The following is a 15497-nucleotide window of genomic DNA, read 5'->3' on the forward strand; positions in this document are numbered from 1 at the left end:
ACCGTCCCAACCCCGGACGGCGCCATCGGTACAGGCAAGCGACCCGCTTCTGCCAGGCCTCCGAACCAGTCGATGACGAGGTTTCCCGGAACATCCCGCGATGTGACGAGTTTAGAACCAGGACAGCAGAGGAGAAAGTCATGAAAATCCGTCTTTCGGCCGCTTCGGCCGGACTTGTTTTGCTTGCCGGTATAGGCACCGCCGCCGCCCAGGAAGTCTTAATCGTTCCCGAACAGGAAACTGTCATCCGCGAATACGTGGTCAAACACCCGGTCGATCCGGTTGAATTGCCGCCGGGTGTGGAAATCACCGTCGGCACGCCGCTGCCGGACGTCGTCGAACTCTACCCCATCGACGAGCCGGACGTGCAGTATCGCTATGTCATCGTTGACGGCCGCACCGTGCTGGTCGAGCCGGAAACGCGCAAGATCGTCCGCGTTCTCGAATAGCCGATCCGCACCGCGGCGGGAGGTCGCTGGCTTATCCCGCCGCAGGCCCGCCCGCCGTTAGGAGCCTGCCCGGCGTTCCGGCAAGCGGTCGGTTCAGTCAAGTCGGCGATCTCGGACGGACCTCCAGAAATCCCTCCGCACAAACCCGCAGCATGCTTGCATCCTGAGCAGTCTTTGCCATCGACATGGCGCCGGAATAGATGGCCACCGTAAGCGCCGCAAAACCATCCGGGTCGGTTGCTCCATCACTGTTTCCACCATCTCGATCGCTGCGAGCCTTGTCGGCGATGCTGTCGCGCCATCGCGCGAAAATCCGCTCCAGCGCGGCCCGGAAATCCGAATCGGCCAGCGACAATTCATGCGCCAGATTGTTGAGCGGGCAACCGCGTACGAAACCCTGTGCGTCGAGTTCATCGGCAATCATCGCGAACACATTGCGAACCCCGTCGCGGGCCGAGGATGCCGTTGAGACCGGTCGGATCCACGTTTCTTCGACCGCCGCCGCCACGCGCTCCGAAATCACGGCCAGCCCGATCGCCTTCTTGGTCGGGAAGTGGTGATGCAGCGCCCCGCCGGTGACACCCGCCGCCCTCATCAGATCGCCGAGGCTTGTGGCGTGATACCCCTTTTCCTGAAACGCCGCCTCGGCGACGTCCAGTATCTTCTGGCGCAGCCCTTCGGGGTCATTGGTGCGCGTCCTTCGGCGTGCTTCCTCCGGCATCGGTGCTCCTTTTCAGCAGAAAGGCAAATTTTCTGGCTTCCAAAATACCAGATTGACAAAACCGGGCAACCGGTCTGTTATAAAACAGGGTAACCGGTTTGTTTTGAGGAATACACATGGATCAACATCAGAAGTCACGCAAAACCACGCCGAACAGGTTTTCGCCGGTGGTGGAACTGCGCCAATACACGCTCCATCCCGGTAAGCGCGACATGCTGATCGACGTTTTCGACCGCTACCTCGTGGAGGGCCAGGAAGACACCGGCATGAACATTATCGGCCAATTCCGGGATCTCGACCGGCCCGATCATTTCGTCTGGATGCGCGGCTTCGACGACATGGAGGCGCGGCGGCAATCGCTTGAAACCTTCTACAACGGTCCGGTGTGGCGCGCGCACCGCGACGCGGCCAATGCAACGATGATCGATTCCGACGACGTGCTGCTGCTGCGCCCTGCCCGGCCAGGCACAGCCTTCGAGCTAGCCGGCTCCTCGCGTGGTCCACAGGATGCCCCAGCCGATGCACCCTCTCCTGACCGCTCGGTGCTGCTCGCCAGCACCTATCACGTCACGCCCAAGGGCGAAGATGCATTCGTTGCAGGTTTCGAAAGCAAAGCCGCACCCCTGCTTGCCCTGCTCGGTGCGGAGCCGATTGCAGCATATGTCACCGAGCATGCGGAAAACACTTTCGCGCAGCTGCCCGTGCGGGCGAACGAAAATGTCTTTATCGCATTCTCGCGGTTTGCCGACCGCACTGCCCTTGCCAGCCATCGGGCAGCCCTCGCCGCGTCACAGGAATGGAGAGCGATTTCGGAACAGCTTGGCAGGCATCTTTCGAAGCCGGCGGAAAGCTACCGCCTCGTGCCCACTGCCCGCTCGCTCCTTGCGTGACATCGCCTTGTTCGTTTTTGAAGAGGGCGAGCGTCCCACACTCTTGGATTTCCTTTGAACCGATTTGCATCCGTCTTGCCCGCAATCTCCGCTTGAAGCCCATTGTGCAACGCGATAGGCCGTTGCCTGCATTCGAACCGGAGAAGACCTCGTGAGCGCGCAAAAGACCAGAACCGAGACCGATACGTTTGGCCCGATCGAGGTCGCGGCCGACCGTTACTGGGGTGCACAGGCACAGCGTTCGCTGGGTAACTTCAAAATAGGCTGGGAAAAGCAGCCGCTTTCCGTCGTCCGGGCATTGGGCATCGTCAAGCGCGCCGCCGCCGAGGCGAACGTGGATCTCGGCCGGCTCGACCCAGCGCTTGGCAAGGCGATCGTCGCTGCCGCGCAGGAAGTCATCGACGGTAAATTGAACGACCACTTCCCGCTGGTCGTCTGGCAGACCGGTTCGGGCACGCAGTCGAACATGAACGCCAACGAGGTGATTTCCAACCGCGCCATCGAGATGTTGGGCGGCGAGATGGGTTCGAAGAAACCCGTGCACCCCAACGATCATGTCAATATGAGCCAGTCGTCGAACGACACCTATCCGACGGCCATGCATATCGCCTGCGCCGAACGCGTCGTGCACGACCTTCTGCCGGCGCTGAAGCACCTGCATGCCGCGCTCGACGTCAAGGCAAAGGCCTTCGACCATATCATCAAGATTGGCCGCACCCACACGCAGGACGCCACCCCGCTGACGCTCGGCCAGGAGTTTTCAGGTTATGCCGCGCAGGTCGCCTCGTCGATCAAGCGCATCGAACTTACGCTGCCCGGCCTGATGGAATTGGCGCAGGGCGGTACCGCCGTCGGCACCGGTCTCAACGCGCCGGTCGGTTTCGCCGAAAAGGTGGCCGGGCGTATCGCGGAGATCACCGGCCTCGCTTTCGTTTCCGCGCCGAACAAGTTCGAAGCGCTGGCAGCCCACGATTCCATGGTGTTCTCGCACGGCGCCATCAATACGGCGGCAGCCGCATTGTTCAAGATCGCCAACGACATTCGCTTGCTTGGCTCCGGCCCCCGTTCGGGCCTTGGTGAGTTGGCGCTGCCCGAAAACGAGCCGGGCTCGTCGATCATGCCGGGCAAGGTCAACCCGACCCAGTGCGAGGCGCTGACGCAGGTCTGTGTGCAGGTGTTCGGCAACCAGACCTCGATCACCGTGGCCGGCAGCCAGGGCCATTTCGAGCTCAACGTCTACAATCCCCTGATGGCCTACAATTTCCTGCAGTCGGTGCAGTTGCTCGCCGATGCGGCTGTTTCCTTCACCGACAACTGCGTCGTCGGCATCGAGGCGCGCGAGGACAACATCAAGGCTGCACTTGAGCGTTCGCTGATGTTGGTCACGGCGCTGGCGCCCACCATCGGCTACGACAATGCCGCCAAAATAGCCAAGACCGCGCACAAGAACGGCACCACGCTGAAGGAAGAAGCGCTGAAGACGGGCCTCGTCACGGAAGCCGACTATGAACGCCTCGTTCGCCCCGAGGACATGACGCATCCGGGCTGAAGTGTGGAAAACCAATCCAACTGTGAACGAACTGTCGAAAAGAAAGCGACTTTTGTAAACGTCTGATATTTTCTATTTGACGGTCACGGAAACCTTCACCCCTCCCAGGAGAGCATCAATGTCGATCAATTCTTCAACTGCTGGTGCAAACACCGCTTCCGGCGGCGCCGTTCTTATCCTTCTCGGCCGCATCCTCTTGTCCGTCATGTTCATCCTCGCCGGCTTCGGGAAGCTGACGGCGATCGGCGCGACCGCCGGCTGGTTTGGCAGCATCGGACTTCCTGCACCGACGATAGTCGCGGTGGTAGTTGGCCTTGTTGAATTGCTCGGCGGCATCGCCATCCTGATCGGCTTCCAGACGCGTATTGCCGCTCTCGTTCTTGCGGTCTTCACGCTGGCAGCGACCGCTATTGCGCACCTCGATTTCGCCGACCAGATACAGGTCCTCATGCTGCAGAAGAACCTCGGCGTCACCGGCGGCTTCCTGATCCTAGCGGCGGTCGGCGCCGGCGCGCTGTCGGTCGACGCCAAGCGCGGTTGAGTACTGGCATCTTTTTTCGAAAACGGCCCGGAGCGATCCGGGCCGTTTTTCTTTTGGTCAACACTGCCGACCGGTGACAAGCCGCGGCTATGGGCGCATCCTGCGGCTTCTCCGGAACGGGAGGGACAAATGCCCAACGCGCTCATCGTTGTTGTCGGCCGCGTCCTGCTGTCAGTCATCTTCATCCTTGGCGGCTTCCACCAACTGATGGACATCAGCGGCACAGCGGCCTATTTCGAAACCTACAACCTGCCTGCCCCCACAGTTCTCCCTGTGCTGACCGGCATCCTCGAACTGTTCGGCGGCCTTGCCGTGCTGATCGGCTTCCAGACCCGCATCGCGGCCTACGCCCTGGCGCTCTACTGCATCGCCACCGCGCTGGTCGCCCATATGGGCTGGGACGATGTGAACCAGCTGATCCACTTCCAAAAGAACCTTGCCATGGCTGGCGGGTTCCTGGTTCTGGCGGTCTTCGGCCCCGGAGCCTATTCGCTCGACTCACGCAGCGATCGGGGGTAGCGGCGGCGCCTTGCCGGCTAACGGATCGAGCCCCGGCCGCGACGGTTCGTCTGAAAAGCCGCCCCGCTTGCCCGCTGCAGATACCCTACAATCTCAAACCATAATCATATTGGCGGATGCCTCACCTGCCGCTTCAACTTTGGGCGGTAGGCGCTTATCGAACGTGTTTCTTTGCGCGCAAGGAGGAAATTGCCAGAATTCTCCCAACTGGAAGTACGGCCGGCGGAATTGCCGTGCGCACACAAGAGGGCAAAGAAAATGCTCAAGACCGACGACAACAAGGTGCAGGGATATCTGAGCGTTTTCGGCGGTACGGCCGTCATATATACTCTCGCGAGCGCCCCCAAAGCTGCCTTGGTCGGAACCGACAATGCCGGTGCGAGCGTAGCCGACGCCACGGCTCCCACGCTGCTGGCCGCCTCGCAAATGGTCACCGCGACCTATCAGTCGCCGCAGAGCGCTGGCAGCGCCCCCGCCTATGTTCAAAAGTCCCTTGGCCTTGGAACGGAGCTGCCGATCCTGGGCCAAGTGCTGCCGGAAGACGGCGCTGCCGTAGTACCGCAAGGCGTGTTTTCGTCCGGATCGGTATCTGGCGATATGTCAGGGGCTACTGCCGGATTCCAAGCGGCAACGATCTCGGCGGGTTCGGCGGGCGGCGTCACGGCTGCCTTTTCGCCGACCGGAGGCGAAACGGAATTTTCCAAGGCCGCGCCGTCCACGCTGCTGTTCGATAGTGGAACGCAGACCTCGACTGGCACGCCCTCGACTCCCACGACCGCAACTGGTTTGCTTGCTGTTCCGTCAGATAGCGGCAGCACCTCGAGCGACCCCGCTTCATCCGCGCCCGCGTCTCGTACTTCCGCGCCCGCCGCCGCAGGGCCCACCGGCCAGACAACAACTGCCGCCCTTACTTCGACGCCGAACAAGATCGTCCTCGAAAACCAGAAGCAGGGCACACCTCGCAGCGAATGGGGCATCGACGGCGACGGCGACGGCAATATCCAGGGTTTCGCCACCGAAATCAGCCGCAATGTCGGGCAGACGGTCGACTTCAAGATCGCCACCGACTCGACCCACTACAAGATCGACATCTACCGCCTTGGCTATTACGGCGGCGACGGCGCCCGCAAGATAGCGACCATCGACAAGACGCTGAGTTCGGCGCAGATCCAGCCGCACCCGATCGTCGATTCAGCGCGCGGGCTGATCGACGCCGGCAACTGGGGGGTCTCGGCAAGCTGGGCCATCCCGTCCGACGCGGTGTCCGGTGTCTACTTCGCCAGGCTTACGCGTCTCGATGGCACGGCGGGCGAAAGCATGATCCCGTTCATCGTGCGCGACGACAGTTCCACCAGCGATATCGTCTTCCAGACATCCGACACCACCTGGCAAGCCTACAACGAATGGGGCGGCGCCAGCCTCTATTTCGGCGACGTCCCCGTCGACCCCGCTCACATGATCGGCTATCTGCCGCCCAATTGCGGCTGCGGCGTCAACTCGATCGGTCGCGCGGTCGCGGTCAGCTATAACCGTCCGTTCGTCACCAACACCAGCACCCGTGGCGGCACGCACGACTTCATCTTCGGCGTCGAGCATTCGGCCATCCGCTGGCTGGAGCAGAACGGCTACGACGTCTCCTATATCTCTGGCGTCGATGCTACGCGTTCGGGCAGCCTGCTCCTCAACCACGACGCCTTCCTGTCCGTTGGCCACGACGAATACTGGTCCGCCGAACAGCGCACCAATGTCGAGGCAGCGCGCGATGCCGGCGTCAACCTCGCCTTCTGGAGCGGCAACGAGATCTACTGGAAGGTCCGCTGGGAAACCAGCATCGACGGCAACGGCACGCCGTACCGCACGATGGTCACCTACAAGGAGACCTGGGGCGGAACGCCCGACCCAAGCGACGTATCGACGGGAACATGGCGCGATCCACGCTTCCAGGATCCCGGCCAGAAGCCCGAAAACGCCCTGACCGGCACGATGTTCCAGGTGGACAGCTACCGGCTGGACACGATCACCATCCCTTACGAATACTCGAACCTGCGCTTCTGGCGCAACACGGACATCGCCAACCTGCAGCCCGGCCAGACAGCCTCTCTGGTGCAGAACCTGCTCGGATACGAGTGGGATTCCGACGTCGAAAACGGCTTCCGGCCCGCCGGCCTGATCAACATGTCGCTCTCCACCGTTTCGGTGGATACCTATCTGCGCGACTATGGAACGTCGATCGGCCCGGCTAACGCCACGCACAGCCTGACCATGTACCGCGCCGCCAGCGGCGCGCTGGTGTTTGGCGCGGGTACGGTCTTCTGGTCATGGGGTCTCGATTCCGAGCACGAAGGGGCTGCAACGCCAACCGACCCGAATGTCCAGCAGGCGATGGTCAATATGTTCGCCGACATGGGCATCCAGCCACAGACGCTGGACGCGAGCCTGATCCTGGCCACCCAGTCCACGGATTTGACCAAGCCGACCTCGACAATCACCTCGCCCGTACTGGGAGCGCACTTCGTCGAAGGACAGCGCGTCACCATCACCGGCACCGCGCAGGACAGCGGCGGCGGCATCATCGCCGGCGTCGAGGTTTCCACCGATGGCGGCCTGAGCTGGTTCAAGGCCACCGGTCGCGAGACCTGGAATTTTACCTGGATCGCCCAGGCAACCGGCACCTATACGATCAGATCGCGCGCCGTCGACGACAGCCTCAACATCGAAAATGTGACGTCGAGCGCACAGGTAACGGTAACGCTTCCTTCCACATCGAGCGTGTGGACTTTCGCCAACAAGCCCGAACTCGAGACAGCTCTCGACCGCGATCCGGTCGAACTGGGAATGAGGTTCCAGACGAGCGCCAGCGGATTCGTGGAGGGCATCCGCTTCTACAAAGGCTTCTACAATATCGGCCAACACGTCGTCAGCCTGTGGAACTCATCCGGGGCGCTGATTGCGACCGGAACGTCGGTCGGTGAAACGCTTTCGGGCTGGCAAACGGTGAAATTCTCATCGCCGGTTCAGATTTCATCCGGCACGACCTACATCGCATCCTACCACACCGGCGGCTACTATTCGGTCAACGACAACTACTTCACGTCCCCTTACACCAACGGCACGTTAACGGCCCTGGGTGGCGTCTACCGCTACACCGCCGACCCCAGCACATTCCCCACCAACTCAGCCGGCAATTCGAACTATTGGGTCGACGTCGTGTTCGTGCCGGAGCCGAACCAGGCCCCGGTCGCCGTCAATGATTCCGGTTTCAGCGTGGGACGCGGCGGCAGCCTCGTCATTTCATTCGCCTCGCTGACGGCCAACGATACCGACCCCAACGGCGACGCGCTGACAGTCACCGCAGTCAGCAATCCGTCGAACGGCACCGTGACGCTCAACGCGCAGAACGGCACCGTGATCTTCACGCCCAACGCCAACTACAGTGGTCCCGCAAGCTTCACCTATACGATCTCGGATGGGCGTGGCGGCACGTCGTCGGCAAGCGCAGCGGTGACCGTCGAGCAAGCGCCTCCCGGTGTATCGCTGTTTCAGGCGACGAGCGCGCCGACTGGCCCCGCAGCCGTCGACGGCAGGTCGCTGGAACTCGGGATGAGGTTCTCGGCTTCCGTCACCGGAGAGGTCACCGCGATCCGCTTCTACAAGATGGCGAGCGATACCGGGCCGCATACCGGCTCATTGTGGACGTCGACCGGCACCTTGCTTGGTACTGTGACCTTTACCAATGAATCGATAAGCGGTTGGCAGACGGCGAAATTCACCAGCCCTGTCCAACTGACTGCCGGCGCGAGCTACGTCGTGTCCTATCATTCCAGCGGCACCTATGCCGCGGATGCAAACTACTTCACCAACTCGGTCACCAACGGACCATTGACGGCGCCTTCGTCGGCGGGCGGCGGTGGCAACGGTCTCTATGCCTATGGCACCGGCAATCTCTTCCCGACCTCCACCTACAACGCGACGAATTACTGGGTCGATGTCGTGTTCAACCAGTCGACAGTGAACGTCGCACCGGTTGCCAACAACGACAACGGCTTCACCGTAACCCAGAATACGCCGATCTCGCTGGCCGCCGCGTCGCTGCTTTCCAATGACAACGACGCGAATGGCGACCCGCTCACCATCACCGGCGCAGACAACGCAATCAACGGCTCAGTCTCGTTCAACAGCCAGACCAACCAGGTCACGTTCACCCCCACCACCGGTTACGCCGGCTCGGCGAGCTTCAGATATACGATCTCCGACGGCCGCGGCGGCACCTCATCGGCGACCGTGAGCCTGAATGTGACGCCCCCCGACACCACGGTCAGCCTGTTTTCGACGTCCAATACGCCGAGCCAGCTTTCCGTCAACGATCCAGGCTCCGTGGAACTCGGCGTCCGCTTCACCGTTTCGGCCGCCGGCATGATCACCGGAATGCGCTACTACAAGAGCGCCCAGGATACCGGCACGCATGTGGGATCGCTGTGGACGACTTCCGGCACCCTTTTGACGTCGGCGACGTTCACCGCCGAGACCGGCAGCGGCTGGCAGACGGTGACCTTCGCACAGCCGATCGCGGTTTCCGCCGGTACCAGCTACGTCGCGAGCTATCACTCCAACGGCTTCTATGCCGCCAGCCCGAACTACTTCACGTCAAGCCACACCAACGGCCCGCTGACCGCTCCGGCCAGCGTCTCGGGAGCCGGAAACGGCCTTTACCGCTACGGCACCGGCAGCTTGTTCCCGACCTCCACCTACAACGCGACCAATTACTGGGTGGACGTCATCTTCGATCCGGCGACGCAAAACATGGTGCCGGTCGCCAACAACGACACCGGCTTCACGTCGCGCTATCAGACACCGCTTGCCATTCAGGGTTCCGCCCTCCTGGCGAACGATACCGACGCCGACGCCGATCCGCTGGTAATCACCGGTGTCACAAACGCGGTCGGCGGCACGGTTGCCTTCGACGGCCCGTCCAATGTCGTCACCTTTACGCCGGCGGCCGGCTTTTCCGGTAACGCAAGCTTCACCTACAGCGTGTCCGACGGCGAAGGCGGCACCGCTTCGGCTCAGGTATCCCTCAACATCACCCCGCCGGATGCTCCGCAGAGCCTTTTCACCGCAGCCGACACGCCGTCGACCGTCACTGTCAACGACAGCAGCCCGGTGACGCTCGGAATGAAGTTCACGACCAATGCAGCGGGCTGGATCACCGGCTTCAAATTCTACAAAGGTCCCAACAACACCGGCCCGCATCAGGCCCATTTGTGGACTTCGACCGGCACTCTGCTTGCGAACGCGACCTTTACCAACGAGACCGCCAGCGGCTGGCAGTCCGTGGATCTCGCCCAACCGGTCGCCGTCGACGCCGGCGCCACATACGTGGTGTCCTATCACACCAACGGCTTCTATTCGGCGACGAGCAATTTCTTCAACACGGCACGGTCGTCGGGCAACCTCACCGCTCCTTCGGGCGCTCTGAGCGGCGGCAACGGCGTATACGCTTACGGCGCGAGCGGGCTTTTCCCGACCAACAGCTACAACAACTCGAATTACTACGTCGACGTCGCCTTCAAACCGCAGCTCGCGGCGTAGGGGAGAGGAAATGGGGGCAAACATTTCCAGCGAGGATCGACGCCTGCCCGTGACGGTGCTTGCCGGCTTCCTCGGAGCCGGCAAGACTACGATCCTCAACCACGTTCTCAGAAATCGGGAATCGCGTCGCGTCGCCGTCATCGTCAACGACATGAGCGAGATCAACATCGACGCGGAACTCATTCGCGACGGCGGCGCCAATCTGTCGCGTACCGACGAAACGCTCGTCGAGCTCACCAATGGCTGCATCTGCTGTACGCTGCGGGAAGACCTTCTGGGCGAAGTCCGCCGCCTGGCCGCCGAAGGGCGTTTCGACTATCTCCTGATCGAAGGCACCGGCATCGCCGAGCCGCTTCCGGTGGCGGCGACCTTTTCCTTCCGCGACGAGACGGGTGCGGCGCTCTGCGATGTCGCCAGGCTCGACACCATGGTGACCGTCGTCGACGCCATCAACCTGCTCGGCGACTATTCGAGCCGCGATTTCCTGACCGATCGTGGCGAAACGCGGGACAGCGACGACAAGCGCACGCTGGTCGACCTTCTGGTCGAGCAGATCGAGTTTGCCGATGTCGTGGTGGTCAACAAGATCTCCGAGGTGCCGTCCGCGCAACGCGCTGCCGTGCGCCGCGTCATCGCCGCGCTCAATCCCGACGCGCGGGTTGTACAAGCCGACTTCGGACGTCTGCCGCTTGGCGAGATCCTCGACACCGGCCTCTTCGACGAAGCGAAGGCGGCGACCCATCCGCTTTGGCACAAGGAGCTTTTCGGGGCTGGCAATCATGTTCCCGAAACCGAGGAATACGGAATTTCCAGTTTCGTCTACCGCGCGCGTCGCCCGTTCGATCCTGCAGCCTTTCACGCATTCCTTGATCGCGATTGGGAGGGATTGATCCGCGCCAAGGGCCATTTCTGGCTCGCCACGCGTCCGGACTGGATCGGTCTGCTGTCGATTGCCGGCGTACAGCGGCGGGCGGATGCCAAGGGCCTTTGGTGGGCCGCCGTGCCGCGCAATCACTGGCCCCGCTTCCCGCAGTTCCGCAACTTCATCGGCCAGCACTGGGATTCAGCCTGGGGCGACCGCCGGCAGGAGCTTGTGTTCATAGGGTCGGATCTCCCGGAAGCGGCAATACGTGCGGCCCTCGACGCTTGCCTTGTCGGCGAGGAGACCGGCTTCGACCCCCAGCTTGGCAACAACCTCTACGACCCCTTCCCGACCTGGCAATTAAGCCATGTCGCCTGACCCAAAACGCAGCAGGAGATAATCATGAGCAACGAAATCTATGCCGACGGAATTGGCGAAATCACGGTTACCGGTTCGATTGTCAGGGTCGACCTGATGAGCCTGTCGGCGACCGAACGCGACGAAAAGAACAATCCGAAAGCGGTTTTCCGCCAAAGGATCATCATGCCCGTAGATGCCTTCGCCAACGCGGTCGACCTGATGCAGAAGGCGCTTGGCGGCCTTGTCGAGGCCGGTGCGGTACGGCGCATTTCGGACGTGCAGAAGCTGCCAGCGACTGAGGCGAGTGCGGCGCGAACCGAGGCGAAACAGGGCTCAGGGCAGCCGGTGAACGCATCTCCGAACTTCAACTGACCGGCGAAAACCCCACACACCGCGCTTACTGGACGCATCCATGAACACCGACCCGCACACCAGTCTCCAATGCCTGGCCTTCATCGCCAGGCATCACGGCATCGACCTTGCACCCGAACGGCTGATGCACGACTACGCCATAACGGACAAACCGGTCACCAACCGGCAACTGCTGCGGATGGCGAAGGATGCGGGGCTGCGTGCCCGCCAGGCCACGCTTTCATGGACGTCGCTGGTCCAGCTGGGCGAGGCGTATCCGGTGCTCGCCCAGCTCGACAACGGCAACTGGGTGGTGATCGCCAGCGCGACGGCCGGCGGGATCGGCGTCCAGCAGATGATCCGGGTTCTCGATCCGCTGGCGCATCGCCCCGAAGAGCTGCTCCTGACGGAAGAGCAATTCGCCAAATGCTGGCACGGCACCGTCATCCTCGCGAAGCGCAACTTCCGCCTCTCAGACGCCGATCAACCCTTCGGTTTTCGCTGGTTCGTGCCAGAGCTGGTGCGCCAGCGCAGCCTGTTCGTGGATGTCGCGATCGCAGCCTTCGTGCTTTATGCGCTAGGCCTGGCGATGCCGATCTTCTTCCAACTCGTCATCGACAAAGTGCTGGTCCACGAGACCTATGCGACATTGACGGTGCTCACGATCGGTATAGGCGTCGCACTGATCTTCGATGCAGCGTTCGGATTCCTGCGACGCTATCTGCTGCTCTATGCCACCAACAAGATCGACATCAGGGTGGCAACACGGACGTTCGGGCACCTTCTCAACCTGCCGATCGCGCTGTTCGAGCACGCATCCGCCGGCGTGCTGGTCAAGCACATGCAGCAAACCGGCCGCATTCGCGAATTCCTGACTGGACGCCTGTTCCTCACTCTTCTCGATGGCCTGTCGCTGCTGGTGTTTCTGCCGGTGTTGATGCTTTACAGCGTCAAGCTCACCCTCGTGGTGCTCGGCTTCGCAGCTCTCGTCGGCCTGGTCGTGATGGTGCTGGTCGGCCCGTTCCAGCGGCGGCTCCAGGCTCTTTATCAGGCAGAAGGCGAGCGGCAGGCGCTGCTCGTCGAAACCGTCCACGGCATGCCGACAGTCAAATCCCTGGCGCTTGAACCACGCCAGCGCAGCGTCTGGGACGACCGGTCCGCGGAGTCGATCTCCGTCCGTTTCCGGGTCGAGAAGATCTCCGCCGTCGCGCAATCGCTGACCGGACTGCTCGAAAAGCTGATGAGCGTCGCGATCATCGGGCTTGGCGCACTCGACGTATTCTCGGGCGCGCTCACCATCGGTGCGCTGGTGGCGTTCAACATGCTGGCCGGCCGGGTTTCGGGCCCGCTGGTCCAGATCGTGACAATGATCCACGAGTACCAGGAAGTTGCGCTTTCCGTCCGCATGTTGGGCGAAGTCATGAACCAGCGGCCCGAACAGTATGGCCGCGGGCGTGGCCTGAGGCCGGACCTGCAAGGCCGGATCGAGTTCGACAATGTCTCTTTCCGCTACAATGCCGACGGTGCGCCAGCGCTCGACGACGTGTCGTTCGCTATTGCTGCAGGGTCGGTCTTCGGTATCGTCGGCAAGAGCGGCTCCGGCAAGACGACGGTCACCCGGCTTATCCAGGGCCTCTATGAAACCCAGCAGGGCCTGGTGCGGATGGACGGCTACGACAGCCGCGAGATCGACCTCGTGCATCTGCGCAAGAGCATCGGCGTCGTGCTGCAGGACAGTTTCCTGTTCCGTGGAACGGTGCGGGAGAATATTTCCGCCGCCAAGCCGGATGCCACCATGGAGGAAATCGCGGCCGCCGCCCGCATGGCGGGTGCAGAGGAATTCATCGAACGGCTGCCGCGCGGCTTCGAGACGAAACTGGAGGAGAACGCCTCCAACCTGTCCGGCGGGCAAAAGCAACGCCTGGCCATCGCCCGCGCTCTGATCACCAATCCGCGTCTGCTCATCCTCGATGAGGCAACCAGCGCGCTCGACCCCGACAGCGAGGCGATCATTCGCCAGAATCTGCGCCAGATCGCCGAGGGCCGCACCGTCATCATCGTTTCGCATCGCCTTTCGACGCTGGCCGACGCCGACGCCATCCTGGTGATCGAGCGCGGCAAGATCGCCGATCTGGGCCGACATGACCAGTTGCTGTCGCGCTGCATGACCTACCGGCATCTCTGGAGCCAACAGATGAGGCAGGTCGCATGAGCGCGCTCCCCAAACGAAAAGACGAGACCCCGGCACTTCCGGCCCGCCGCGAGGAACGCAGCGTCGTCCCCGTGCGGCCGCTTCCGGTCATCATCTCGGAATTCCAACCGGACGCGGTGGAGCTCGAGGAACGTACTCCGCCCAGGATCGCACGACTGACGCTTTACGGCATAACCGCGCTGATTGCCGCAGCGGTCGCCTGGGCATCGCTTGCCTCGATCGACGAAATCGTCGTCGCTCCCGGCCGGCTGATCACCAAACAGCCGACCATCATCGTCCAGCCGCTGGAAACATCGATCATCCGCTCCATCGACGTTGCGGCCGGCGATGTCGTCCACGCCGGGCAGACGCTCGCAACGCTCGATCCGACCTTCAGCCAGTCCGATGTCGACCAGCAGCGCGCCAAGTACGCCGCGCTGGACGCGCAGGTGAAACGCATCGATGCCGAGCTTGCCGGCGCCGACTATTCGAAACTGGCCGGCAATAGTGCCGACGAGCAGTTGCAGGTCGCGTTGTTCGGACAGCGGCGCGCCTTCTTCATGGCCCAGCTCCAAAATCTCGACCAGCAGATCGCCGGGCAGGAATCCTCGATCACCACGGCCGCGGGCCAGGAGGTGATCCTGAAGGAGCGGCTCGCAAATCTCGGCGAGATCGAAGCCGCGCGCGAGAAACTCTACAAGCAGGAGTTCGGCTCGCGCCTCAATCTGCTGAGTTCACGCGATGCGCGCCTCGACGTCGACGCCAACCTCGCCCAGTTGCAAGGCAACGCGGTGGCGGCGGAGCATACGCTCTCCAAGCTCAATGCGGACCGGCAGGCCTTCATCGAAGATTTTCGCCGCACCTCGATGGAACGCCTCGTCGAATTGCGCAGCCAGCTCAACACCGCCGGCGAAGAGCTGAAGAAGATGGAGTTGCGCCGCAACATGGTGTCGCTGACCGCCCCCGCCGACGCGGTGGTGCTGGATCTCGCTCCACGCTCTATCGGCTCTGTCGTCCGCGAAGCGGAACGCATCGTCACGCTGGTTCCTCTCAACGTGCCCTTGGAGGCGGAGGTTTCAGTCAACGCGCGCGACATTGGCAGGGTCAAGGCCGAGGATGCGGTGCGCATCAAGTTCGACGCCTATCCGTTCCAGAAGTTCGGCACCGCCACAGGCGCCATCCGCATGATCAGCCGCGACGCCTTCACGCCCGAGCCGCAGCCCGGCGCCACCCAAACCGCCTCGCTTCCCTTCTTCAAGGCTCTCATTCCCCTTGCAGACATGCGCTTGAACCAATCCCTGGAACTGGTGCGGCTGCTTCCGGGCATGACGGTGACCGCGGAAATAAAAGTCGGGCGCAGAACGGTGATCTCCTATTTCCTCTACCCGCTGATCCGCGGGCTGGATGAGAGCATCCGCGAGCCGTAAGGCGTTGAAACATCATTGTCGATGCTGTCGCCGGGCTGAAAAAAGCCC

At 62.3% G+C, this 15497-nt stretch carries 11 protein-coding genes; 10 read left to right on the plus strand and 1 reads right to left on the minus strand.

The genetic code is table 11. The annotated features are described in order from the left end of the window. Nucleotides 1–140: 140 nt before the first annotated feature. Complete coding sequence (locus tag F3H98_RS16185) at nt 141–449, plus strand: DUF1236 domain-containing protein (protein ID WP_149761175.1); 309 nt, start codon at nt 141–143, stop codon at nt 447–449. A gap of 97 nt (nt 450–546) precedes the next feature. Here F3H98_RS16185 and F3H98_RS16190 read toward each other — a convergent pair whose 3' ends face one another. Next, entirely contained in the window at nt 547–1170 is a 624-nt protein-coding gene (locus tag F3H98_RS16190; protein ID WP_149761176.1) for a TetR/AcrR family transcriptional regulator, read from the minus strand. A gap of 116 nt (nt 1171–1286) precedes the next feature. On the opposite strand from F3H98_RS16190, the gene F3H98_RS16195 reads away from it, so the two are divergent. The 9 genes from F3H98_RS16195 to F3H98_RS16235 all read left to right on the plus strand — a co-directional run bounded on the left by F3H98_RS16195 (nt 1287) and on the right by F3H98_RS16235 (nt 15449). Further along, nucleotides 1287–2060: an NIPSNAP family protein gene (locus F3H98_RS16195; RefSeq protein WP_149761177.1), complete on the plus strand. Its 774-nt coding sequence runs from the start codon at nt 1287–1289 to the stop codon at nt 2058–2060. A 151-nt stretch (nt 2061–2211) separates the two neighbouring features. Next, nucleotides 2212–3609, plus strand: a complete 1398-nt coding sequence (gene fumC / locus F3H98_RS16200) for a class II fumarate hydratase (RefSeq protein ID WP_149761178.1) — start codon at nt 2212–2214, stop codon at nt 3607–3609. A 118-nt stretch (nt 3610–3727) separates the two neighbouring features. Beyond that, on the plus strand, nt 3728–4150 hold the full coding sequence (locus F3H98_RS16205; protein WP_149761179.1) for a DoxX family protein: 423 nt from the start codon (nt 3728–3730) through the stop codon (nt 4148–4150). Between the two features lie 129 nt (nt 4151–4279). Further along, nucleotides 4280–4669, plus strand: coding sequence for a DoxX family protein (locus F3H98_RS16210; protein WP_149761180.1), 390 nt, complete (start codon nt 4280–4282; stop codon nt 4667–4669). Between the two features lie 258 nt (nt 4670–4927). Then, nucleotides 4928–10258, plus strand: a complete 5331-nt coding sequence (locus F3H98_RS16215; protein ID WP_149761181.1) for a DUF4082 domain-containing protein — start codon at nt 4928–4930, stop codon at nt 10256–10258. Nucleotides 10259–10268: 10 nt separating this feature from the next. Further along, nucleotides 10269–11498 (plus strand): GTP-binding protein, encoded by a 1230-nt coding sequence (locus F3H98_RS16220; protein ID WP_425294850.1) that lies wholly within the window; start codon nt 10269–10271, stop codon nt 11496–11498. 24 nt (nt 11499–11522) lie between these two features. Continuing rightward, nucleotides 11523–11852, plus strand: coding sequence for a hypothetical protein (locus tag F3H98_RS16225; protein WP_149761182.1), 330 nt, complete (start codon nt 11523–11525; stop codon nt 11850–11852). A 40-nt stretch (nt 11853–11892) separates the two neighbouring features. Continuing rightward, the gene (locus tag F3H98_RS16230) at nt 11893–14043 is read left to right on the plus strand and encodes a peptidase domain-containing ABC transporter (RefSeq protein ID WP_149761183.1); all 2151 of its coding nucleotides are present in this window, start codon (nt 11893–11895) and stop codon (nt 14041–14043) included. Continuing rightward, a complete protein-coding gene (locus F3H98_RS16235; protein WP_149761184.1) occupies nt 14040–15449 on the plus strand; it encodes an HlyD family type I secretion periplasmic adaptor subunit in 1410 nt (469 codons plus the stop codon). The genes F3H98_RS16230 and F3H98_RS16235 overlap by 4 nt, the downstream gene beginning before the upstream one ends. The last annotated feature ends 48 nt before the right edge of the window (nt 15450–15497 follow it).

It is taken from the genome of Neomesorhizobium albiziae (genome assembly GCF_900114255.1).
In the GTDB taxonomy this organism is placed as follows: Bacteria; Pseudomonadota; Alphaproteobacteria; order Rhizobiales; family Rhizobiaceae; genus Neomesorhizobium; species Neomesorhizobium albiziae.

What these genes read in the sequence shown, in the direction of transcription:
- F3H98_RS16235 (WP_149761184.1), top strand. Translation starts at nt 14,040, where the DNA reads ATGAGCGCGCTCCCCAAACGAAAAGACGAGACCCCGGCACTTCCGGCC.
- F3H98_RS16215 (WP_149761181.1), top strand. Translation starts at nt 4,928, where the DNA reads ATGCTCAAGACCGACGACAACAAGGTGCAGGGATATCTGAGCGTTTTC.
- F3H98_RS16230 (WP_149761183.1), top strand. Translation starts at nt 11,893, where the DNA reads ATGAACACCGACCCGCACACCAGTCTCCAATGCCTGGCCTTCATCGCC.
- F3H98_RS16225 (WP_149761182.1), top strand. Translation starts at nt 11,523, where the DNA reads ATGAGCAACGAAATCTATGCCGACGGAATTGGCGAAATCACGGTTACC.
- F3H98_RS16210 (WP_149761180.1), top strand. Translation starts at nt 4,280, where the DNA reads ATGCCCAACGCGCTCATCGTTGTTGTCGGCCGCGTCCTGCTGTCAGTC.
- F3H98_RS16195 (WP_149761177.1), top strand. Translation starts at nt 1,287, where the DNA reads ATGGATCAACATCAGAAGTCACGCAAAACCACGCCGAACAGGTTTTCG.
- F3H98_RS16220 (WP_425294850.1), top strand. Translation starts at nt 10,269, where the DNA reads ATGGGGGCAAACATTTCCAGCGAGGATCGACGCCTGCCCGTGACGGTG.
- F3H98_RS16205 (WP_149761179.1), top strand. Translation starts at nt 3,728, where the DNA reads ATGTCGATCAATTCTTCAACTGCTGGTGCAAACACCGCTTCCGGCGGC.
- F3H98_RS16185 (WP_149761175.1), top strand. Translation starts at nt 141, where the DNA reads ATGAAAATCCGTCTTTCGGCCGCTTCGGCCGGACTTGTTTTGCTTGCC.
- F3H98_RS16190 (WP_149761176.1), bottom strand. Translation starts at nt 1,170, where the DNA reads ATGCCGGAGGAAGCACGCCGAAGGACGCGCACCAATGACCCCGAAGGG.